The sequence below is a fragment of the Bythopirellula goksoeyrii genome (assembly GCF_008065115.1).
In the GTDB taxonomy this organism is placed as follows: domain Bacteria; phylum Planctomycetota; class Planctomycetia; order Pirellulales; family Lacipirellulaceae; genus Bythopirellula; species Bythopirellula goksoeyrii.
The window spans coordinates 1497295-1519133 of sequence record NZ_CP042913.1; the positions used below are offsets into that span (position 1 = coordinate 1497295).

At 51.2% G+C, this 21839-nt stretch carries 14 protein-coding genes; 6 read left to right on the forward strand and 8 right to left on the reverse strand.

Annotated features, from left to right (window positions below):
- Positions 1–54 precede the first annotated feature (54 nt).
- Positions 55–1929: a CRTAC1 family protein gene (locus Pr1d_RS05975; protein ID WP_168205080.1), complete on the forward strand. Its 1875-nt coding sequence runs from the start codon at positions 55–57 to the stop codon at positions 1927–1929.
- Here Pr1d_RS05975 and Pr1d_RS05980 read toward each other — a convergent pair.
- Positions 1916–3322 (reverse strand): glycoside hydrolase family 5 protein, encoded by a 1407-nt coding sequence (locus Pr1d_RS05980; RefSeq protein ID WP_148072681.1) that lies wholly within the window; start codon positions 3320–3322, stop codon positions 1916–1918. The two genes, Pr1d_RS05975 and Pr1d_RS05980, sit on opposite strands and share 14 nt — an antisense overlap.
- Positions 3323–3621: 299 nt before the next feature.
- Here Pr1d_RS05980 and Pr1d_RS05985 point away from each other — a divergent pair, with 299 nt between their 5' ends.
- Entirely contained in the window at positions 3622–5493 is a 1872-nt protein-coding gene (locus tag Pr1d_RS05985) for a glycoside hydrolase family 3 protein (protein WP_148072682.1), read from the forward strand.
- An 8-nt stretch (positions 5494–5501) separates the two neighbouring features.
- Here Pr1d_RS05985 and Pr1d_RS05990 read toward each other — a convergent pair whose 3' ends face one another.
- The 7 genes from Pr1d_RS05990 to Pr1d_RS06020 all read right to left on the reverse strand — a co-directional run bounded on the left by Pr1d_RS05990 (position 5502) and on the right by Pr1d_RS06020 (position 15341).
- Positions 5502–7169, reverse strand: a complete 1668-nt coding sequence (locus tag Pr1d_RS05990) for a TolB family protein (protein WP_210417900.1) — start codon at positions 7167–7169, stop codon at positions 5502–5504.
- A gap of 148 nt (positions 7170–7317) precedes the next feature.
- Complete coding sequence (locus Pr1d_RS05995; RefSeq protein WP_148072683.1) at positions 7318–8991, reverse strand: outer membrane protein assembly factor BamB family protein; 1674 nt, start codon at positions 8989–8991, stop codon at positions 7318–7320.
- A 323-nt stretch (positions 8992–9314) separates the two neighbouring features.
- A complete protein-coding gene (locus tag Pr1d_RS06000; RefSeq protein WP_148072684.1) occupies positions 9315–9737 on the reverse strand; it encodes a hypothetical protein in 423 nt (140 codons plus the stop codon).
- A gap of 73 nt (positions 9738–9810) precedes the next feature.
- A complete protein-coding gene (locus Pr1d_RS06005) occupies positions 9811–10995 on the reverse strand; it encodes a DUF1559 domain-containing protein (protein ID WP_148072685.1) in 1185 nt (394 codons plus the stop codon).
- Positions 10996–11070: 75 nt separating this feature from the next.
- The gene (locus Pr1d_RS06010; RefSeq protein WP_148072686.1) at positions 11071–12570 is read right to left on the reverse strand and encodes a PEP-CTERM sorting domain-containing protein; all 1500 of its coding nucleotides are present in this window, start codon (positions 12568–12570) and stop codon (positions 11071–11073) included.
- Positions 12571–12766: 196 nt separating this feature from the next.
- On the reverse strand, positions 12767–13942 hold the full coding sequence (locus Pr1d_RS06015; RefSeq protein ID WP_148072687.1) for a hypothetical protein: 1176 nt from the start codon (positions 13940–13942) through the stop codon (positions 12767–12769).
- 343 nt (positions 13943–14285) lie between these two features.
- On the reverse strand, positions 14286–15341 hold the full coding sequence (locus Pr1d_RS06020) for a LacI family DNA-binding transcriptional regulator (protein WP_148072688.1): 1056 nt from the start codon (positions 15339–15341) through the stop codon (positions 14286–14288).
- A 298-nt stretch (positions 15342–15639) separates the two neighbouring features.
- On the opposite strand from Pr1d_RS06020, the gene Pr1d_RS06025 reads away from it, so the two are divergent.
- The 4 genes from Pr1d_RS06025 to Pr1d_RS06040 all read left to right on the forward strand — a co-directional run bounded on the left by Pr1d_RS06025 (position 15640) and on the right by Pr1d_RS06040 (position 21826).
- Positions 15640–16713, forward strand: a complete 1074-nt coding sequence (locus Pr1d_RS06025) for a glycoside hydrolase family 130 protein (RefSeq protein WP_238476646.1) — start codon at positions 15640–15642, stop codon at positions 16711–16713.
- A gap of 91 nt (positions 16714–16804) precedes the next feature.
- Positions 16805–18679 (forward strand): sodium:solute symporter family protein, encoded by a 1875-nt coding sequence (locus Pr1d_RS06030; RefSeq protein WP_148072689.1) that lies wholly within the window; start codon positions 16805–16807, stop codon positions 18677–18679.
- Positions 18680–18705: 26 nt separating this feature from the next.
- Positions 18706–20580 (forward strand): cellulase family glycosylhydrolase, encoded by a 1875-nt coding sequence (locus Pr1d_RS06035; RefSeq protein WP_148072690.1) that lies wholly within the window; start codon positions 18706–18708, stop codon positions 20578–20580.
- 25 nt (positions 20581–20605) lie between these two features.
- Positions 20606–21826: a glycoside hydrolase family 113 gene (locus tag Pr1d_RS06040; RefSeq protein ID WP_148072691.1), complete on the forward strand. Its 1221-nt coding sequence runs from the start codon at positions 20606–20608 to the stop codon at positions 21824–21826.
- The last annotated feature ends 13 nt before the right edge of the window (positions 21827–21839 follow it).

Below are 21839 nucleotides of genomic sequence, written 5' to 3' on the forward strand. Positions count from 1 at the left end.
ATCTGCGCCGTTTCATTCCCGGCCTCGAACCCCTGTTCTGCCCAAACTTTTACTTTGGTTACGGAAGCTGCCGGAATCAACCATGATGCGACCGCTCCAGGTTCACCGCAGGCTCCTACATTTGCTCAGGTCCAGGCGGGTGGGGCCGCCGCGGGTGATTTCGACGGTGACGGTTGGGTCGATCTCTATGTGACCCGCTACTTCGACAAGGACGTCCTGTATCGCAATAACAGAGATGGGACCTTTGTTGACGTCTCCTCCACCGTGTTTCTCGGCGGAATCGAAGACGTAGAGACAAATGGTGCAACGTGGGGTGATATCGACAATGATGGCGATCTCGATTTGGCTGTAGCAACAATGAATGAAGGCCGTCACCGGCTGTACATCAACGATGGCCTAGGGCATCTTGCCGAGCAGGGTTCATCTCGAGGACTTTTGATCGATGGGGGAGCGGTCAATACTCGAGGCACGAGTTTTTCTATGGGGGATTACGACAACGACGGCTATCTGGACATGTACGTCACCGCGTGGAAAGATTTTGTACCGAGCGCAACTCCACTTCAAGCCAGACTGTTCCGCAACGAAGGTGCCGCGAATCCAGGGCATTTTGTCGATGTAACCAGTTCTGCGGGGGTCGCAGTCGATATCACGTCAGGTGTTCACGCCGGCAAGGAACTCTCCTTCACACCGCGATTTTCAGATCTGGATCGAGATGGCCATCTCGACATAGCGGTCATTGCCGATGGCAAAGCTTCACGTGTTTTTTGGAATCAGGGCGATGGTACCTTCGCAGACGGAACTGCCGTCGCAGGTATCAATACGGGTACCAACGATATGGGCTTCACGCTTGGTGACTTCAACGGCGATGGCCTGCTCGACTGGTTTGCCACTTCGATTGGCTTCGATACGGGGACACATCCCTCAGGGAATCGGCTGTTTTTAAATAATGGCAACCGCACATTTAGCGATGCAACGGATGCAGCCGGAGTGCGCGAAGGGGGCTGGGGATGGGCCGCTGACGCCTTTGATTTTGACAACGATGGCGACCTGGACATCGCTCACAGCAACGGTATGACGATTGCATTTCCATTTCAGAACCAGTCGGTCTTCTTTCGCAACGACGGAGATCGTGAGCAGCCGCAGCTAGTTGATGTCGCGACTCAGGTAGGAATCACCGATCAGGAGCAGGGGCGCGGATTGCTTACTTTCGACTACGATCGTGACGGCGATCTCGATATGTTTGTTGTCAACTACAGTGGCCCACCCATGCTCTATCGCAACGATGGGGGGAATGTCCAGGATTGGCTTGATGTACGTACGGTCGGTGATACATCAAATCGAGGCGGAGTCGGTGCTTATCTCACGGTGACTCCCGATCTTTCGGAGCCGGATGTTTTCTATGTCCGCGAGATGAATGCCAATAGCAATTACTTGGCGCAGAGCGAAATGATGGCCCATTTTGGACTTGGTGACGTGGAGACCATCGACCAAGTGACTGTCCAGTGGCCCAGCGGCTATGTACAACATTTTGAGGATGTTGCTCCCAATCAAGTTCTGGTGATTGGTGAAGGACTGCTGGCAGATTTTAATCGTGACGATTCTGTTAACGACGTTGATCTACAACTTTGGACAACCCATTTTGGAGGCGAGGCAACCGATGAGGGCAGTCCAGGCGATGCCGACTGGGACGGAGATATCGACGGGGCTGACCTGCTAAAATGGCAGCGTCAGTATGGACGGACCCTAGCCAGCGGCATCCTTTCTGGAGTGGCTGGACTGAACAGCACCCTTGTCAGCGGAGCCGCGAACACGGTTCCCGAGCCTCACTGCTCGATAGTGATTTTGACCGTGTTGACGGCGATGACTTTGCCCCGAAGGGCCCTTGAAATTCAGACAAGATTCTTCGCAGGTATCGTCAAGTCAATTTAGCCTTACGGTGGGCAATTGAGGCCGAAGCTAAAAAAAGTAGCAGGCTGATCGAAGTCGGCTCGGGGACAGCAGTGGTCGCACCAAATGCTTGCGACCGGTCTGTTGTGGTCTTCCATAGCTCGCGCTGCCAGACGAGGAAGTCGGAGCCATCTGTGTCGCCGTCTCCGTCGATGTCACCTTGGTCATCTAGGGCATAGGCGTTGGCCCATATGCCATGGTCATCTTCGTCAACGTCTCCGTCGCCATCCAAATCTCCTAGGACGTCGGCAAAATGGGGTCGCAACACATCCATTTGGATACGATCCGATTGATTGGGCTGACCAAGATTATTGGGCTCCAAAGAGAAAAAGTAATTGGTATACCAAGGACCAGCGGCCCACCACGCCCAACCGAGCCAGACATCATCATTCGCTTCCATGTAGCTAAGCATGTTGTCGATTGCTTCGTCGCCAATTTGACTAGGACCGTTGCCAATCGTGGAATCGCCAACTGCGAACTCGCCTAGAAAGCCTCGTAAGTTGTTTGCTTGCAACCAGTTCGTGAAGTTCACGAGCCGCTCTTGTCCAATCGTGGCGCTGACGATGCCTTGGGAGCCACCAGAAGAATTGTTGTCGAGGTACTGATGGACATCAAAAGCGTAGTTGTTCAGGGGATCAGTAATATTAAGCATGTGAACGGCGTTGGGTCCGTTGTACCAGGTTTCGTTCCAAGCCCAGGCTCCCGACCATTGGTTGCCAGGGACGAGGATGAGATTCTCTGCGCCTGTCTCACGAATGGCGGCAATTGCGGCGTTTTCTGCTACTACCAGTTCAGAGGTCTGCATCGAATTGGGTTCATTCATTAAATTGAAAATGACCCTATCGTTGTCCTTGTAGTGATCCGCAATCTGAGACCAGAAGTCGGAAAACACAGAAATGGGGACATTTGGATCTACGCCAACGAGACCTTGGCTTGAGGTTTGGAAGTTATTCGGGTCGGGAAAGTATCGCATGAAATTGTGGGGATCGAGAATGACGTTTGCTCCCTGAGAGGTGGCGTAATTGACGAACGTGTCCATGCGACTCAACTCCGTAGCATCCAGGGGGGCCAATGCTGATCGCTGCAGTCGCTCCCAGCGAAACGGCAAGCGAAATGTGTTCATGCCCTCGCCTAGGAAGTAATCGACTTCAGCTGCAATAGGATACGTGTAGTGTTGGCCGTAATTTCCTGGTAGCGACGACTCACCAAATTCCGCTCCGAAGAGATTGACGCCTGTGAACCGAATCTGCCCCGAACAGTTCGCCGGATTCAGAAAAGTCGCGAAAGCAAGCGTAACACCAGCGATACCTAAACTGGATAGGCAGAATCCAACAATCGGCATCCAGCAGGATATGTAAATGTGTTTCATACGCATCGTAGGTGCCTTTCCGAAATAGATGAGAAGGCGAGATTAGATCGCAGCACGAGAAAAAGTGCATCGTATGAAAGTTGACTATTTCAAGTACTTGAACTAATCTAACAGGGATTCTCCTCAGCGTCAAATCCGCATCGAAATAGTTGTGATCTGTCGATGCCACCGGAAGGAAAAGTTCGACTGTGTTCGCTCGGTGCCTACCCTATCGCTCGATACTTCTAGAAATTATTCCCTGTGGGGGAATTGCCAATCGTTGGCTTACTCCTCAATAGATAACTCTGCAGCTAAAGGCAGGTTGGATGAGAACACTAGTAAACTTAACTCTGTTGCTTGCTAATTGTTTATTCACTTGTCTTTCAGTGAAGGCTGCTGAATTTACAAAGTATCGTGACCAAGCCGATAAGTTGATCAGCCAGATGACCCTGGCTGAGAAGATTGGCCAGATGACGCAGGCTGAGTTAAGCGCGTTGGGTGATCTGTCAGATGTTGCAGACCTCTATCTTGGATCTGTACTCTCGGGAGGTGGATCAGACCCTCAGGATGGCAATAGCCTTGAATCGTGGACAAACGCTGTGGAAGCATGTAAGCAGAAAGCTTTGGATACGCGATTGCGCATCCCCATTCTCTACGGGATCGATTCGGTACATGGTCACGGCAACGTACTTGGAGCCGTGATTTTTCCTCACAACATTGGCTTGGGTTGTGCTCGCAACGCCGAGCTGGTAGAGCAGATAGGCCAAATCACGGCTTTGGAAGTTCGGGCTACAGGAATTAATTGGAGCTTTAGTCCGTGTATCACGGTTCCGCGTGACGATCGTTGGGGACGAACCTACGAGGGATATAGTGAATCCTCGCCGCTCGTCGCGAAGTTGGGAAAGGCGTCGATCGAGGGACTTCAAGGGCCCGACCTGCGAAATCCAGATCACGTGCTGGCATGTGCCAAGCATTTCGTTGGTGACGGGGGAACCAGTCTGACAATGGCCAAGCATGAAGACTGGCCGGGATTTGGATCCGAAGCAAAACCGATGTATGACCAAGGCGATACTGTGGTCGACGAAGAAGTGTTGCGTGCCGTGCACGTCTCGCCTTATCTGCTAGCGATCCAAGCGGGAGTCGGTTCAATCATGCCCTCTTACAGCAGCTGGAATGGAGTCAAATGTTCGGCCAGCAAATACTTGCTGACGACGATGCTGAAAGAAGAACTTGGTTTTCAGGGATTTCTGATCTCAGATTACGACGCAATCGATCAGGTAGACCCCGACTACAAAACCGCCATCAAGAAGTGCATCAATGCTGGCATGGACATGGTGATGGTCCCTAACAATTATCGCCAGTTTATCGAGTTGTTAACGGAGTTGGTCGAAGAAGGCAGCGTTCCAATGAGCCGCATCGACGACTCCGTCCGCAGGATCTTGCAAGTAAAAGCGGCAATGGGATTACTCGACGCCGAACCTGAAATTGAAGTCGACAAGTCGTTGCAAGAATCCTATGGATCCGCGGGACACCGAGAGGTGGCTCGGCAGGCCGTCAGAGAATCGCTGGTATTGCTTAAAAACAATAATCAAACCTTGCCACTTTCCAAGAAGTTGAAGCGTCTGCATCTCGTGGGCCGTGGTGCCGATGACATTGGCATTCAATGTGGAGGTTGGACCATTGAATGGCAGGGACAAGCGGGCGAGGTAACCACGGGTGGAACCACGATTCTGGAAGGGATTCGACAGGCACTTGGCGACTCAGTAGAGATCACTCATGATCTTGATGGCGCAGGCTCGGCTGGAGCAGATGCCGTTGTCGTTATGGTCGGCGAGATGCCCTATGCCGAAGGACTCGGCGATGATCATGATCTAGAATTGAGCGAATCCGACCGTCAAGCGGTACTCTCAGCAAAAAAGTCAGGAGTGCCGATCGTGGTGGTTCTGCTTTCTGGCCGTCCCATGATTCTAGATACCACCCTCGAATTGGCCGATGCTTTTGTGGCTGCTTGGCTCCCTGGAACCGAAGGCGCCGGCATTGCGGACGTTCTCTTTGGAGACTTTGAGCCAACAGGTAAGCTATCTTTTACTTGGCCACGCGAGGTCGATCAGCATCCAATCAATCAAGGTGACCAAGAGTACGATCCCCTTTTTCCTTTCGGCTATGGTTTGAGCTACGCGAAGGATGCGGATCGGTAGCAAACTGCTCAGGGTACCTCGCCGGGCAATCTTGAATTGGAGACAAACGCGATGCTCCGGCTGTCGGGGGACCACGAAGGGACGTTGATCGTCCCCTGCCCTCCGTACAAATAGGCAATCACGATCGGTTTCCCTCCTGCGGTGGGCATCATGCGAAGCGTAACCGGCTTATACCAGGGGTGATCGTCGGCTGCGATATCCGACGAGTACGACAACATCACCAAACGTTTGCCGTCTGGTGCTAGATGCGGGAACCAGTTATTGTACTCATCATCGGTAACTTGTTCTTGTGCCGTGCCATCGGGTTTCATCCTCCAAATCTGCATTCGGCCTGACCGAGATGAATTGAAGTAGATGAATTGGCCATCGGGAGCAAATTCTGAGCCATCATCTAGCGAATCATTTGTAGTTAGCCTGATTTCTGCGCCGCTTCCATCAGAGCGGATTTTGTAGATGTCGAAATTGCCGTTGCGTCCGCCTGTGTACGTAAGCCACTGGCCATCGGGCGACCAACCGTGGAAATAAGAAGGTCCTTGTGTTGTGATAAGTTGGGGTCTGCCGCCCATAATCGGTACGGTATAGACCATCGAATCTCCGTTGTGGTCTGCTGAATGATGGCTAATCCCGAGCGTCGCTCCGTCGAAGGAAAGGGCGTGATCGTTGTTGTTGCGATTGGCAAATGCGGTGTCGATTTCTGTCAACTTCTTTGATCCCAGATCGAATCGGAACAGCCTCCCGTCACGGTTGCAGATCAGTGCGTTCCCGGTTTTCGTCCAGTTGGGAGCTTGAATCGCTCCCGAGTCAACATGCTGCACATGCCTTTCGCCTGTGTCGACATTCATCGTTTCCAAACGGCTTCCAATGTAATCTTGATAGGGGCGAAAATCTTTCTGTGCCGGTAATGTAATTCGGACATTGTGGAAGTCCGCGCTCTCCACGACTTCGGGATTGTGGGCACAGACGAACAGGCCAACGTACACTTCTTCCGGCAAATTCAGATCGGTAAGTTCCTCAGAAACAAACGCCTCACCTCGCCTCGCCACCGACATCACATACTTGCCATCGCGACGTTCCAACTGCAGCACAGCGGGATTCTTCACGGCGGATTCGATCTGTTCGGTCTCAGCACCTTGGCTGCGTCGATATTGCATGGATGTTAGTCCATCGCCGTGCAGTGCCACGTCCACATAGGCTGAATCGCTGTCTAAATCGGAGCGGATCATCCAGCCCAGCTTACGGTGGGGATCTACTCCTTCCCCCAGAAAAGTTACGTTCGTTGTAAGGATGAAGTCTCCGGTCAGTTTCTTCCACAGGAAATGGAATTCGTCCTGATCAGACCACATGTTCGTGCCGGAACCGGATAGATGAAAACATTGCGTTTGACCATCGTACGAGACATCCCCATTGTGCTTTACCGAGCCTATGTCACCATGCGACTCAAAGACTCCCAAGGCATTGCCCTTTGTCGACATGATCGGCGCCCTCCTTCGGTAGGCATTCTCTTCTACTTGGAGCATGGGATAGAACCTTTGAGTTGCAAGCTCATCGAGACTCTTTAACTGCTCACCTATTTCGCAAAGAAAACGATAAGAAGCAGAATAAGCGCACTCGGAGTAGCTTGTTACCGCAAGAACTGACGACAAGGCCAATGCCGCCACGATTCGAATTGCTTTCATACTTTTGCCTCGCCAGCGTGCGGTGCCCAAGAAAACAGGCTTGGCTCAGGTGTTATGGAGTCGGTTCGTTATCTTTGTCACTAGCGCGATCGCCACTGAACGTCAAAGCCACCCTGCAGTGCCTCTAAAGCAATGAAGAATCAGGACGCTACCCAGCTGTTGAAGCGAGCGGAGGGCGTCGTGGTCTGGTTTTTTTGGGCTGTTCGCTTTCACGGTTCCCGCGGCCACCGCGCCGCTGGAAAAGCTGCCTCATGCCTGCCAAGTATTCTTCCTTAGTTACTGCCCCATCACCATCGGTGTCGATTTGATCGAGCGCGTCGCGAAGGCGATCACCAATTTCCTCACCTGCTATTTGTCCGTCGCCGTCTTTGTCCTGTTGCCGGAAGAATTCTTCCGGATCAAAACGTCTGCGGCCCCCTCGCTCGTTCTCTTCAGCGGGCTCCTCTGCTGGGGCATTCTTCGCTGCTTCCTTGGCTTGTGCGATCGCAGTTTGCAAAGCACCAGTCGTATTCCCTTCGCCCGAAACGCAATAGAGTGATTTGCTTGAGCGGATAAAGAGCTCTCCATCGCAAACGGCAGGCGTGGCACTGAAATCTTCTGTATCAGCAGTTACGCGGTTTACAGCAAGCTGAAGAAATTCGTCGTCGGCCTGAAGTACATAAATTGCTCCAGAACGCGAGGTAAAGTAGATCAAATCACCAGCGATCACCGGCGACGCATAATCCTGCGCGCGCCCTCCACCGTCACGACCACCTTGGAGTCTGGCGCGATAGATTTGCTCGCCACTTGCGGCATCGATGCACGTTGCCACGCCACCGTTAAATGTGTAAAGCCGTCCGTCGCGATAGACGGGAGTACCTATGCGACTGCTTTGGCGTCCTGACCAGATCACATGCGTGTCGGTCACATCGCCGTTGCCACCGGCGCGCACTGCAATTCCTCCACCACCACCGGGGCCCGATTCGATCGCGTAGACAACGTCATCGTGCACGATCGGGCTGGAGCAAAAGGAGTTTGTAGAAAGCGCCTTGCAATACCAAAGCAGTTGTCCCGTGGCAGGATTGAATCCCCATATTTCGTTTGGTACTGCCATCACCAGGTCTGTGCGATCGCTATTCGCAGGAACCAAAATTGGCGTCCCCCACACGCTGCCGAAACCGGCCGCTTCCTGTCGCCAGACTTCCTCGCCGGTTTCCGTGTCCAGAGCGACCATCGCTTCGCTCTCAGCGGTCGCCGGGACAATCAACAGATTATTGAAGAGAATCGGGCTGGAGGACGAACCCCAATTGCTTGCTCCAGATTCTGTGCCAACGCTCTGTTGCCACAACTGATTGCCGTCCATGTCGAATTTGACGACTCCCGTCTTGCCCAAGAAGGCATACACATAGTTCCCGTCAGATGTGGGAGTGTGTGATGCATATCCATGTTCGGCAAACATACCTCCGTATTCATCTTCTGGGAGATAGGGATCGACAGTCTTGTCCCACAGCAAATTGCCAGTTTGGCGATCGTAACAAACGAGATGCCGTTTGAGCTTTGATTGATCGCCTGGTTCTGATTTGTCGAGTCCATAGCCCGACCAACAGGTGACAAAGACGCGCTGACCTACAACGATTGGAGACGACGAGCCAGGACCGGGTAATTCTGCTTTCCATTTGACAGAATCTTCGTCCCATGAAATCGGACCGGGCTGACTCTCGCTAACAAAGCCATCTCCATTCGGACCCCGAAACCGCAACCAATCTGCCGCGTTAGATTCTAGACCTGTTGATAGAGAGACTATGAACAGGACAACCCATTGAATACTCAAGGATTTCGCCATAACTGTTACTCCCTTGCCAGCAAATAGAAGAATGAGGCCACGAGAATTCATCGCCAACCAATCGCTTGGCGAGGGTCTTCGCGCCGCAGTATCGACGCAAGCATATCGTTAGTCAAGTAGTTGGGGCGGCATCCCACGTGCATTGAAGAGGATTCATTGCCGTGCTCAAGTAGTGTTCCAAGCCTGACTTAGCGAGATAGCTAACACGTTTCTGGCTTACTGATTCGAATCACGAAGCTTGCAAGAGTAGGCTGTTTGAGGTGAAAAAAACATTTCTGGGTAAATTGCGCAACTCTTGAAGTGGTGTGGTTAATCCCTGTGCATCATGGTTTGGGGACTTTAATGGCTAGCGGAAGATCGGAAGTGCTGACAGTCAGAGGAGAATTGCCGGCTAGCGTATATTCTTTAGGAACCAAGAGTTTGCCGTCCTTGTCTGTAGCATAGAAAAAAGCAACACGATGTTTGCCGGGAATCAGGCCGTCTCCATATTTATAGCTTGTGACACAATCAAATTTACCATTGCTATCAATATCTGCCTGAGCAGGTCGCGGCCACATGTTCTTCACTTCGGGCGCATCCAGTGCGTAAAACTTCAACACGAATCCACCAGAAGGAATCGGCGTTCCGTCTTCATAGGTGACTGACCCAGTAACAGGTATATAGTCATAGGGAGAAACCGAATCCCCGCAACCTCCGAGCAAGAGTAACAAAAAAGAAGCGACGAGCAACTTACTTGTAGAGGGCATACCCATGATCTTCTTTCTAGGATCAGGCATCTTCGATAGAGATTCAGAAAGATCGACTAGTCGTCTCACGTAATCATTCGATGACGCCGGTTGACAGGCCATCCGTCGAGACATTCAATCTCTGCCAAATTCCGAAGTTCTGTTGGAGTATGTCATTGGGACTGCTGCAGCCAATGCAAGCTCCGCCAACGATATTTCCAGAGTCAATAAAATCACTGATGAACCGGACACTGGCATCAGCCATGGCGACAAAGGCACCGCCGACATGAACGCTACGGACTACCGATTCACCACTTGAATTGACTCCACTGTCCGGCATCATGCATTGCGATCGCAATGTTGACTCGCCTACGTCGGCAATAATGTCGGCTGCCCCCTGCACGTCGTCATCATGACCTCCGCAAGAGTTCACAGCTCCCAGCACATCAGACGCATGACGGCAATGGAAACTAGAGCCACACATTCCCATTGCCCACACTCCGCGACGGTCCCGGGGGCTGAGGCCAACTCGCATCTCACCAATCATGATTGTATTGCTCAGCCCATCAGAAATCCGTTTCAGTGCATATCCTTCGGGACCTACTGGCCCCATGCCGACATTATAGTCGAGGAACTCGGCAAGTTTACTTCCACTTACTCCAAGATCTCCGGAAGCAATCTTGTTATTTTCGTTATTTCCCCAGTATTGATAAGCATTGAGGCCATAGTTTCCGCGGGCCCACTCTAGGTTGTTGATTCCGCCTACAAACGGATTCCCACTGCCATTGTCACTTGGACACAAGAATAGTGGGATCTCTGTTGCTATTTCTTCCACGTCATTGGGCGTCTTCGAGGCGGGATCCGTGATACGTCTTGAATCTGCGGCCGATGCGACGTTCCACTCCGCATCGATGCGATCATACAAGTTCGCCATTTCAACCTGTGGCAATAATTCGATCAACCAATTTGTGTAGAGGATATTGTCTGTTAGGGTGTTCTGCGCGGAAGCATTGGGAACCATGTAGGCGGGAGAAGGGAAAGTTTTTCTCGCCGATTCATAAGTCATCATCGCCAAAGCGATATTCTTAAGATTGTTTTGGCACTGAGTTCGACGAGCCGCTTCGCGAGCGGCTTGAACCGCGGGCAACAAGAGTGCTACCAGGACGCCGATGATAGCGATTACTACCAATAGTTCGACCAAGGTAAATCCAGGTCGGTAGGAGAAAAGGCGATTGCGACTCTTGCAAGGATCGCTAGTTATCAGTCTTGAAAAAATCATCCTATCCGTTCTCCAGCTCCATGGCTTAGACAAAGCATGAATCAGTGTCGATGCGTTCCGCGAACTCCGTGACGATCATTTTCTGCGCCTGCAGGACATAAACACTGCAAACGCACCAAACGTCAGAAGGAATGATGTTGGCTCGGGAACGGGAGAACTAGCTACCACTGGTGGCGCCCCGCCATATTGAGCCTGCCAGATCGCCAAATCACCCGAGTTGATTCCATTAGGGGATCCGCCGCGTTGCCAAACGAGGAAATCATTTCCGTCCACGTCTCCATCGTTATCAAAATCACCAGATTCACTCGAGATCTCACGAATAATCCGGAAGTTGTCAATCTGGTAAATGCCGGCACCATCAGTATTGGAAGCAATACCAATTCGAAGGAAGTTCGTGCCCACGCTCAGGCCGGCCTCCTCCAGGCTTAATCCTGAGGTGTTGTCGATCATTGAACTAAGAGGGATTGTCACCGTACCCGTCGTTCCAATTGGTGGACTCCCATTGAAACTTGATCCCTCAGCATCATAAAAAGTGCCCTGGTCATCGGAGAAATGGACACCAAATTTTGTAAAGGTTGGAGAATTGGGAAAAGGATCATCAAACCTTACGTCGAAAGCGACCGAAAGCCCTCCGTTCACTTTTCCGACAATCTCGTCGATTAGGCCTTGAATTGTTGGATCGATGTCCTCAATTTCTGGATCTGGATTAGTATCAGAAGAAAGTACAAACTGACTTCCCCAAGTAAAATTTGGCGTTGTATGAGATTGCCTATCAATTTGCAGAGATGAACTTCCGTCTGTAGCACCTAGTGTTGAAATTGAATGAATGTGACCAGGTTGCCCGAATCCATTGGTCCAATTTTCCAATTGCTCGTTCACTCCAGGGGTTCCAGGATCGTCTGGAGTTTCCCAAGAAAACAGAGTTATTTCTTCTAACTGAGGCAACGCTGTAAACCGAATATTGTCAACAAAATACTTCACGCCTTCCCCTCCCCCACCATTGACGTGATCGCTGTTCGATCCAATGTTCAATTGATAAAATGAAGAGTTTTGGGCAACGGGTAGCGAGCTCATAGGAATACTGATTGGAAAAGTACCGGTGAGCCCGTTCAAGTTTGGAGATACATTGAAAGCTTGGGGGAAATTGGGAGAATCGCTATTTGCCGCTACATTAATCGTGAAAAAATTGCCAGCGCTCGTTACGTTGGCAAAACTGTCCGGTGTTATCGAGACATCGAAATCGAGTGTGTACTGCTGGAGATCGGCCGCAACAGCATTGAAGGCGCCGTACACGTTCGTATCACCAGGCCCAACGCTTACGTTGACATCCCACCCAAATGTAGGTCCTGTCTCGACGGCCAGGCTCTGTAAGCCTTCCGTCGCTCCCATGGTGGAAGTGGCGACGCTAATGAAATCAGAGTTACTAAATCCGGTGGCCGCCCAATCGTCCAAGCCAGTCTCAAAAGAGTAAAGTAGTTGAGCGTGAGTTGTTGATGAAATCGAGGCAAATAACAGCCCGACAGCAATCACCGCTACTAATTTGCTAAACAACCAATTCTTTGAATATGCCTGCATGGCAATGCACTCCTCAATGTTTTTTGCCTGGATCGGCTTCGGAACAGATACAATAGTCTACTTGTCAAACGAATCGCTCAAGGAATCTAGTCGAACTCAATACATCATCCGGTCCGAAACTAATCCATCTGTTTGGACCGGATTTAGTGCTCGCAAAGGCATTTCCCTGCCGGTTGATGGTAATCAATCAAAAGCCCTAAATAGTTCGCCTGCGTCTGTCTGATGCTGCCAACACTGCGGCAATTCCTACGATCGCCAGCGAACTCGGTTCAGGTATCGTGGAATAACGAACCAAATCAATGTTTATCTGAATGTCGTTCATGTGGGACGCTAGGTTAAGACCACTAAACTGCACATTGCTACGATCGGTTACGCCAGCCAACGGATACTTCAAATCGTAAAAGGTGCCATCGATTGGCAGTGTCAAATCCCCCGCTGCCTGGTAGGAGAAACCCGACCCCGTTTGATAATAGGCTTGCACGTCAACGGAGCCACCACCACCTGTGGGGTCCGTAGCAGAAACTCTATATGTCACAAAGTCATAATTTGAGAGATCCGTGAGTCGTTCATTAAAGGAACTGCCATTGAAAACAGTGCCGTTTCCATAGGCAATTGCTGCTCCGCTAGTGTCACCTACACCGTGATCACCTTGGTCCGTCCACTGTAAAGAACCAAGGCTGGCATTGTGCGAAAAACCAGTTTGGTTTTGGGCTCCATCATTTCCAATGATTGCACCTTGATCAAAGTTAGCGAACACGCCTTGCAAACCGTTGTCGGATGAACCAAGGTCATGAGTTGCTAAATCACGAACTGTCAGAGGTGTTCCAGCGCTTCGAACCTCTTCAACGGTCCAAACTAGATTGCCTTCACCCGCATGATCGCGGATGTTGAATCCGACAGTCCGGATGTAGACTTGCTGTTCGAACGTCAAGCCGGCTAAGGGTAGCTGATAAGTACTAACCCCGGGCGTGACAGCTACATCGGGACCGAGTGAAACATAAGTGAAACCTAGTGATCCCTGGATATAGAACTGCACGTCGACATTTCCCAGGCCATTGTGCCCCAGATCAAATTCAAGAAAATCCAAACCAGTTAAATCCAAACCGCCGCCAGCTGTTGAAGACTCAAATCGCCTGTTGGACCCATCGCTTATGGCTACATCTTCACCTGGCGCACCTATTTCGATGATTCTTAATTGGCCAGCAATGTTGTTGTCTAGAAGGACGTCGTTAGTGCCAAAGTTTTTCTTCCAATCTTCAATATTCGCTGCCCCATCCCAAGTATAGAGAACGCTAGGCGACTGAGCCCAGGAACTGGAACAAGCTGCCAATGCAGCGACGAGAAATACTGCTGATAACCTGATGCGACTCATTAGACACCCTCCAATAAGGAAAAAACCAGAAACGACACGCAGGTTGACCTGCACGTCAGGAAAAGCTTCATTTCAATAGAATTGCCGCCAAAACAGTGATTCAACTACTTGAACTGTCTCTATTCTACTCACCGTGCAACGGCCATGTCAACTAATTGAACTTTCGAATCAGATATTTTTTTCCGCAAAGCTGTAACATTTCACAATCAGACGCTAGGTGATTTGAGATAATCGATTCACCTCTTCCGGATGCATGCGTCCCCGATCAAGTCTTTGCAGGGTAAGCCGAATGTCTCCAGGATGGAGCGGCCAAGAAGTTCGGTTCAGGGAGCATCCCGTTGTGTCAGGAATGCTGAGTCGAACCGCGCACTATCAACTCCGCACCTACCCGAACGGTGGTAGGTGGATTATCAGCGAAATCTCCGTCTAGTCGATCCAGCACAAGCTGGGCAGCCCGGCGGCCGATCTCTTTGGGACGCTGACGCATGGTAGTCAGTGGTGGTTGCAGGGCTGCCGCAAAATCGAGGTCTGCAAACCCTACGACCGAAAGATCTTCAGGAATACGGATGCCGAGACTGGCAGCAGCCTCGTAAATATAGAGGGCTTCATGATCCGTCACCGTGAAAACCGCTGTCGGTCGGGGATCCTGGGTGAGGATTTCTTCGGCGACTTCTACGCCATTGGAGCCCCATTGATTGAGTCGCCAGCTCTTGACTTTGACCCCTTTGAGGTCGGCAACGGCCTTCTCAAAGAACTCTCGACGGCGTACGGCCCATGCCTGCCAAGCCGTTTCACGAGAAGAAAAACAGGCGATGTTCTCATGGCCAAGTGAGATTAGGTGCTCTGCTACTGCTTTGGCAGATCGCTGCTCGTCAGTTTCAATTGAGTCGGCGATTTGATCTTCAGAGTACTCATGATCGATGACCACGACGGGTACTCGACGTTCGATAAGTTCGCGGAAATGGCCATAGTAGGCCACAGCGAAGGAGGGCCAGAGGATGAGGCCATCCACACGGCGATCAAGCAAGCGGCTGATTTGCTCCAGTCCCTGTTCATCCCCTTTTTCGAAGTGAGGGATCTCTTGGCAATCGCCCACCCAAACCGTGATGGGGAGATAATCGGCTGCTGCCAGCACTAAGTGAATCCCCGCTAAGACATCCACCCAGAACGAGTCAAAAGGAGGAATCATGACGCCGATCATCTTGGTACGGCCGGTTTGCATTCCATTGACCAACAGATTTCGCCGCCAACCGAGCTGGCGGGCCGCTTCCAAGACGCGCTGGCAAGTTTCCTCGCCAAAACGGTCGCTTTCTCCCCGCAGGATTCGCGAGGCAGCACTCATGGAAACATTGGCCGCTTGGGCGACGTCTTTTAGTCGTGGGGCAGTAGAACCAGCCATATTATTCAAATCACCGTTTCTTCTTCCAACAAGGGAGACACTCAATCGCCATGATCCTCTGAAAGAGCCGACTTAGCAACTCCGCCGAAAACTTCGACCGGGGTGAGTGGTGGAGTCCATGATTTTTCGCCAGCCTACTCAGGCCCACCTTGGGTCAAGGAAAACTTCTCTCCAGGGCATGCTCAACTACTTGAAGAAACGGGAATTGCTGTGTAAGCTGGAAACAGACCGACACGTTCCCTTTTCTTGTCACCCATTTCAAACGTTTGTTGATCCAATCGATAGATAGGTATTCTTTATGACAAACCAGGCCGGCCATCTTGAAACCGACAACGGGAATGCCTTGGGTACCCTGGAGAAAAAGCCATTCATGGTTTCATTAGGGCAGTCAAGCTCTGCAGTCTCGATTCCTTGGCAGCAGCGACCTGCTGGTTGCAAGGACGTCGTATGGCGCCATTCAGATAACCCTGTGATTGGTCGGCACTATATCCCAGGTGCGCAAGGAATCTACAACAGTGCCGTCGTTCCCTACGGAGACGGCTTTGCAGGAGTATTTCGTGTCGAGCTCCGATCACGCTATCCCCACCTTCACGCCGGCTGGAGCGAAGATGGGTTGGTTTGGCACATCGAGCCAAATCCGATTCAATATGCTGGCGACCCTGAGGTGGTCTCTACCGACGACTACGCCTACGACCCGCGTGTCTGCAAGATCGATGATACCTATTATGTCACTTGGTGTGGAGGCAAAAACGGGCCCACAATCAGTGTGGCCACCACGAAGGACTTCCAGCAATTCACACAAATAGACAATGCGTTCTTGCCCTTCAACCGCAATGGCGTGCTCTTCCCTCGCAAGATTAACGGCAAGTTCTTCATGTTGAGCCGGCCCAGTGATGATGGTCACACGCCGTTTGGCGACATTTACGTCAGCCAAAGTCCCGACATGATTCATTGGGGCAAGCATCGCTTGGTGATGCGTCGTGGTGGAGGAGAGGTTGGCCAGTGGTGGCAGCGAACCAAAGTGGGCGCTGGACCGATTCCTATCGAGACCGAAGACGGCTGGTTGATGATCTATCACGCCGTGATGGACACTTGCAACGGCTTTGTCTACAGCATGGGGGCCGCGCTGTTGGATCTCGACCAACCGTGGAAGGTGCTTTACCGCACGAACCAACATGTACTCACACCCGAAGCCGATTACGAAGTTACCGGCCATGTGCCCAACGTGGTATTTCCTTGCGCCGCTCTCCATGATTCCGAGCAGGATCGCGTGGCGATTTATTACGGGGCAGCAGATACGTCTTCCTGTTTAGCGTATGCCCATTTGAGTGAACTAGTCGAATTTACGAAAGCGAATTCAGCGGTATTCTAGATAGTGAGTGGTAGCTGATCCACTCACACAAAAACTCAGTCCTCTTCCTCTTTGTCTGGCTGGCTTATAATCCGTTCTTTTCTGGTGATCGATGTTTAAGCTTCACCCAATCGACACCGCAATAATTATTGGCTATCTCGTAATCACGGTATTCATCGGGTTCTGGATATCCAAACGTGCTTCGAAGAACATCGACAGCTATTTCCTGGGCGGGAACACGATCCCCTGGTATGCACTTGGGCTCTCGAATGCCTCGGGCATGTTCGACATCAGTGGTACGATGTGGATGGTTTATCTGCTCTTCGTCTACGGGCTCAAGAGCATCTGGATTCCCTGGCTGTGGCCCTCTTTTAATCAGATTTTCATGATGGTGTTTCTCTCGATCTGGCTGCGCCGTTCGAGAGTAATGACCGGTGCGGAGTGGATTCGCTTTCGGTTTGGGGAAGGCCGTGGCGCTCAACTTGCTCATTTGATCGTGGTGCTTTTTGCATTGATCAATGTCATTGGATTCTTGGCGTATGGATTCATCGGCATAGGTAAATTCGCTGCGTCTTTTCTCCCTTGGCAACTTTCGACGGATCCCGATACCAACGTCAATCTTTATGGGTTGATAATCACCACACTGACCACGGTTTATGTCGTAAAAGGTGGCATGTTTAGCGTTGTATTTACCGAAGTGCTGCAGTTCTTCATCATGACGGTCGCCTGCGTTTGGGTTGGCGCCATCGCGATGCAGGAAACCTCTCCCGAACTACTCGATCAAATGATACCGGAGGGATGGCGAAATCTCTCCTTTGGCTGGAAACTCGATCTCGATTGGACCGGTATTCTTGATGCAGCAAATGACAAGATCGCCTCAGACGGGTGGGAATGGTTCTCCATCTTCTTCATGTTGATGCTCTTCAAGGGGGTTTTGCAGAGCCTCGCAGGGCCGGCGCCGAACTATGACATGCAGAGGGTTCTGTCGGCACGTACACCACGAGAAGCTGCTATGATGAGCGGTTTCGTGAGCCTTGTGCTTTTGGTGCCCCGATACATGTTGATCACAGGACTTACGGTGCTCGCATTGTGCCACTTTTCAGATGAATTAACTGCGATGGGGAGCAACATTGATTTCGAACTCATTTTGCCTTTGGCAATGCGCGAATTCATCCCCGTCGGCTTGCTCGGGTTGCTGATTTCTGCCCTGCTGGCGGCCTTCATGTCTACTTATGCGGCAACCGTAAATGCCGCCCCGGCATACGTCGTCAATGACATCTATAAACGCTACATCAACCCCGATGCCAGTAGCAAAACGTATGTCTGGATGAGCTACGCAATTTCAATCGCGGTCGTGATCATCGGCACGGCCTTCGGCTTCTTCACCAAGTCGCTCAACGACATCGTGCAGTGGATTGTTGCTGCATTGTATGGAGGATACACGGCTGCGAATGTGCTCAAATGGTTTTGGTGGCGCTTTAATAGCTATGGTTACTTTTGGGGCATGGCAGCGGGAATCGCTTCCGCGGCGATCGTACCTCAGTTGATGCCCGATGTGACGCCCCTCTACGGTTTTCCTGTGATATTGCTCGTATCAATCATTGGGTGTATCGCAGGCAGCCTGCTGACACCAATCGATGATCTTGAAGTCTTAAAGAACTTTTACCGAAAGGTTCGCCCGTGGGGCTTCTGGAAGCCCATTCATGATCTGGTGGCGCAAGAGCACCCTGAAACGGTGGCGAACCAATCTATGACTCGAGATTGGTTGAATACTGCAGTCGGCATGATATGGCAAACTGCATTGGCCGTAGCTGGGGTTTACATAGTGATTCAGGATTATCGTTCATTAGTCATCTCGGTCATCGTGATTCTCGTAACTACACTCATTTTAAAGTTTAATTGGTACGACAAGCTAGAGGATTACCCTGCCGACCTCTCGTACGAGAGCTCCAGAGAAGACCTCTATGGAATGCCGTCGAGTTCCTAACAATTTTATTGGTTCGGAGTTGATCGATGAAGAATTTCCGACGAGTACTCGTCTTCCTTGCTGCCATTGGAGGGCCCCTGCAGTTCGCTTCCGGCGAAGATGCTCGTCCCGTGCGCCATATTCTTTCCAGTCAAGGTGACGAGCTCTATGACGGAGACCAGTTGTTTCGATTTATTTCTTTTAATATCCCCAATCTCCATTTGATCGAAGATAGCTTTTCGTTCACCGACCCCAATCCTTGGCGGTGGCCGAATGAATTTGAAATCGAGGATGCTCTCGAATCGATTCGGCAGCTGGGTGGCACGGTGGTGCGGACCTACGTATTGAGTGTGCGCCGCGAAGGATCAGATATGGGAGAATACGTCCATGTCCGTGGCCCCGGCGATTTCAATGAAGAAGCCTTTCGAGTGCTCGATAAGGTGCTTCAGATTGCCGGCGAGAAGGGAATCCGTGTCATTATTCCGTTTGTTGATAATTGGAAATGGTGGGGTGGTGGTGCCGAGTACGCCCAGTTTCGTGATAAGCCGCCAGAAGCTTTCTGGTCGGACGAGGAAGTGATCGGCGATTTTGAGGAAACCATTCGCTTCACGCTTTCGAGGACGAATACCTATACAGGGACTCCTTATAAGAATGACCCGGCAATATTCGGTTGGGAGACCGGCAATGAATTGGACAGCACCCCCGAGTGGACACGCCGCATTGCCGCCTATATCAAGAGTCTTGACTCCAACCATTTGGTGATTGACGGCTACTCCCTGCATGGAGTGCGACAGGAGTCATTAGATGACCCCAACATCGATGTTATTACGACGCATCATTATCCGAATGCGGGAGGTGGATTTGTTAAGCCAATCCTCAAGGCCCGTGAGATGACGAAGGGAAAGAAGCCCTATTTCGTCGGCGAATTTGGCTTTGTTCCTGCTGCGGAGATAGAGCAGGTTCTGGATGCAGTAGTAGAAAACAACATCTCTGGAGCCTTGCTGTGGAGTTTGCGGTTTCATAGTCGCGATGGCGGCTTCTACTGGCATGACGAACCTGCCGGAGAGAATCTATTTAAAGCCTATCATTGGCCAGGCTTCCCTTCTGGCGATGGGTATGAAGAGACGGCCCTGCTTGAGATGGTCCGAGAAAGTGCCTATCGCATCCAGGGCCTGGATCCACCAGCCCTTGCTTCTCCGTCGGCACCGCACTTGCTTCCCATTGAACACCCTGGACGCATTTCTTGGCGAGGTTCTTCCGGGGCAAGTGGCTATGACGTCCAACGATCGTCCAGCGCCAAGGGTCCCTGGAAAACTGTGGGACAGAATATTAGTGACGCCGCGGTGCAATATCGTCCGCTCTTCGCCGATACCAGTATCGAGAAAGACGGCCAGTACTTCTATCGCGTGATTGCTAAGAACTCTATTGGCGAATCCGAACCATCCAATGTGGTGGGGCCAATCGTGGCCGATCACATGTTACTGGTGGACGAGATGGAAACCGACAACCTGATTCACCAAACCGAAGGACCCATCCAGCGACGCCAGGATCAGCCCAGGCGAGTGCAGGAAGATATTCATCGCCAAGAACTTGGTCCTGGGGGTTCTATAGTCTATCGGTTGCCGAAATCTGTTGGCAGCATCCGGGCATTCTTATTTAGCAATTCTGCAGTTCCACTTTGCGAAATAGCTGTTTCCTCTGACGGCATTTCTTATGAACCAGTGGATACAACTCGTGCGACTACCGATCGAGATGCGGGAAACTATGGCTATCTACAGCCCGTATTATTGGAAGCAACACTTGCGAACGAGACATTCAGATTTGTACGATTCAAGAACACGTCAGCTGCTGAGCAAGATACTTCAGACGCCGAAGGACACATCTTCCAGATTTCTCGCATTGAAATCGGCTACGACCACTAAAACACTCCGGAGAGGAAATGCGATCATGAGAAACAGTTTCATGCCAACCCTTGGTTGGGCAGCTCGGGTCTGTCTGACGATACTCATCCTCTGCTGCTCAATCCGAGTGGACGCCCAAGAGAATCGTGATCCGAGTACCCTCGGTTTTCTGAAAGGCTATACCTGGGGGTGGGATGGCTACCGTGGAGCTTACGCTTCGAAGCATGCGAAGAACTCCATGAAGAAAATGGCTGATATGGGCTGCGATTGGGTTTGCATTTCCTTTGCAACTACTATGCGTTCCTACGACGACCCCGAATTTAATTGGTCAAAAAAGAATCCCTACATGGTGTCCGACGAGGAAATCCGCACTGCGATCGCAATGGCCCGAGAATTGGGCCTCAAAGTCATCCTGAAACCCGTAGTGAATAGCCGCGATAGTATTTGGAGGGCGTGGATCCGTTTTTATAGACCAGTAACGGAGGAGGAAAAATCGGAAGGCATCCATGGTGAATACGATCCTTGGGGAGATGAACCTGGGATGCGTGAGGGAATGGTGCGAGACGAGAAGCAATGGGACGTATGGTGGAAGAATTTCGCAGGATTCTTAGAGCATTACGCCAAAATTGCCGAAGACGAGCAGGTTGAACTTTTCTGCTTAGGCTGCGAAATGAACTCCACCGAAGAAGATGTGGAACGTTGGAATAAAGTCATCGAGGACATCCGGGAAATATACAGTGGCTTCCTCACTTACAACGCCAATCATGGCCGTGAAAGCGAACTGGCTTGGTGGAGTGCCGTTGATGTCATCAGCACTAGTGCTTATTACCCGGTTCCCCCGCCGACTGACGAATCGCTGGAAGAGGCAATCAAGCAAACAACCAGCAAAGCGGATATTGTCGCTACGTTGAACATCGTTAAGCGGGAATTGGCTGAGATTAGCAGCAAGTTTCAAAAACCGATTCTGTTCATTGAAACTGGGGTTACCAGCGTAAGAGGAGCTGCGCGCTATCCTTGGTCACATCCTGATGCAAATATGGAAAGCCCTGTAGACATGGAGGAGCAATCGAACTACTACCAAGGCATGTTGGAAGTATTTTGGGATGAACCCTGGTTCATGGGCTTTACCTGGTGGGACTGGCCCGCCCGCCTCTATTCCGAATCCGACGCAGCCGATAGTCGAGGCTTTTGCATTTACGGAAAATCAGCAGAGAAGGTGCTGCGCGACTGGTACGCTAAACCGGCTTCGGCAAGAACTACACCTTGAATACTTCTCCTGG

Bases quoted from the DNA above. Each gene is read 5' to 3' on its own strand.
- Pr1d_RS05980 (WP_148072681.1), bottom strand. From the start codon at position 3,322: ATGCGTATGAAACACATTTACATATCCTGCTGGATGCCGATTGTTGGA.
- Pr1d_RS05985 (WP_148072682.1), top strand. From the start codon at position 3,622: ATGAGAACACTAGTAAACTTAACTCTGTTGCTTGCTAATTGTTTATTC.
- Pr1d_RS05990 (WP_210417900.1), bottom strand. From the start codon at position 7,169: ATGAAAGCAATTCGAATCGTGGCGGCATTGGCCTTGTCGTCAGTTCTT.
- Pr1d_RS05995 (WP_148072683.1), bottom strand. From the start codon at position 8,991: ATGGCGAAATCCTTGAGTATTCAATGGGTTGTCCTGTTCATAGTCTCT.
- Pr1d_RS06000 (WP_148072684.1), bottom strand. From the start codon at position 9,737: ATGCCCTCTACAAGTAAGTTGCTCGTCGCTTCTTTTTTGTTACTCTTG.
- Pr1d_RS06005 (WP_148072685.1), bottom strand. From the start codon at position 10,995: ATGATTTTTTCAAGACTGATAACTAGCGATCCTTGCAAGAGTCGCAAT.
- Pr1d_RS06010 (WP_148072686.1), bottom strand. From the start codon at position 12,570: ATGCAGGCATATTCAAAGAATTGGTTGTTTAGCAAATTAGTAGCGGTG.
- Pr1d_RS06015 (WP_148072687.1), bottom strand. From the start codon at position 13,942: ATGAGTCGCATCAGGTTATCAGCAGTATTTCTCGTCGCTGCATTGGCA.
- Pr1d_RS06020 (WP_148072688.1), bottom strand. From the start codon at position 15,341: ATGGCTGGTTCTACTGCCCCACGACTAAAAGACGTCGCCCAAGCGGCC.
- Pr1d_RS06025 (WP_238476646.1), top strand. From the start codon at position 15,640: ATGACAAACCAGGCCGGCCATCTTGAAACCGACAACGGGAATGCCTTG.
- Pr1d_RS06030 (WP_148072689.1), top strand. From the start codon at position 16,805: ATGTTTAAGCTTCACCCAATCGACACCGCAATAATTATTGGCTATCTC.
- Pr1d_RS06035 (WP_148072690.1), top strand. From the start codon at position 18,706: ATGAAGAATTTCCGACGAGTACTCGTCTTCCTTGCTGCCATTGGAGGG.
- Pr1d_RS06040 (WP_148072691.1), top strand. From the start codon at position 20,606: ATGAGAAACAGTTTCATGCCAACCCTTGGTTGGGCAGCTCGGGTCTGT.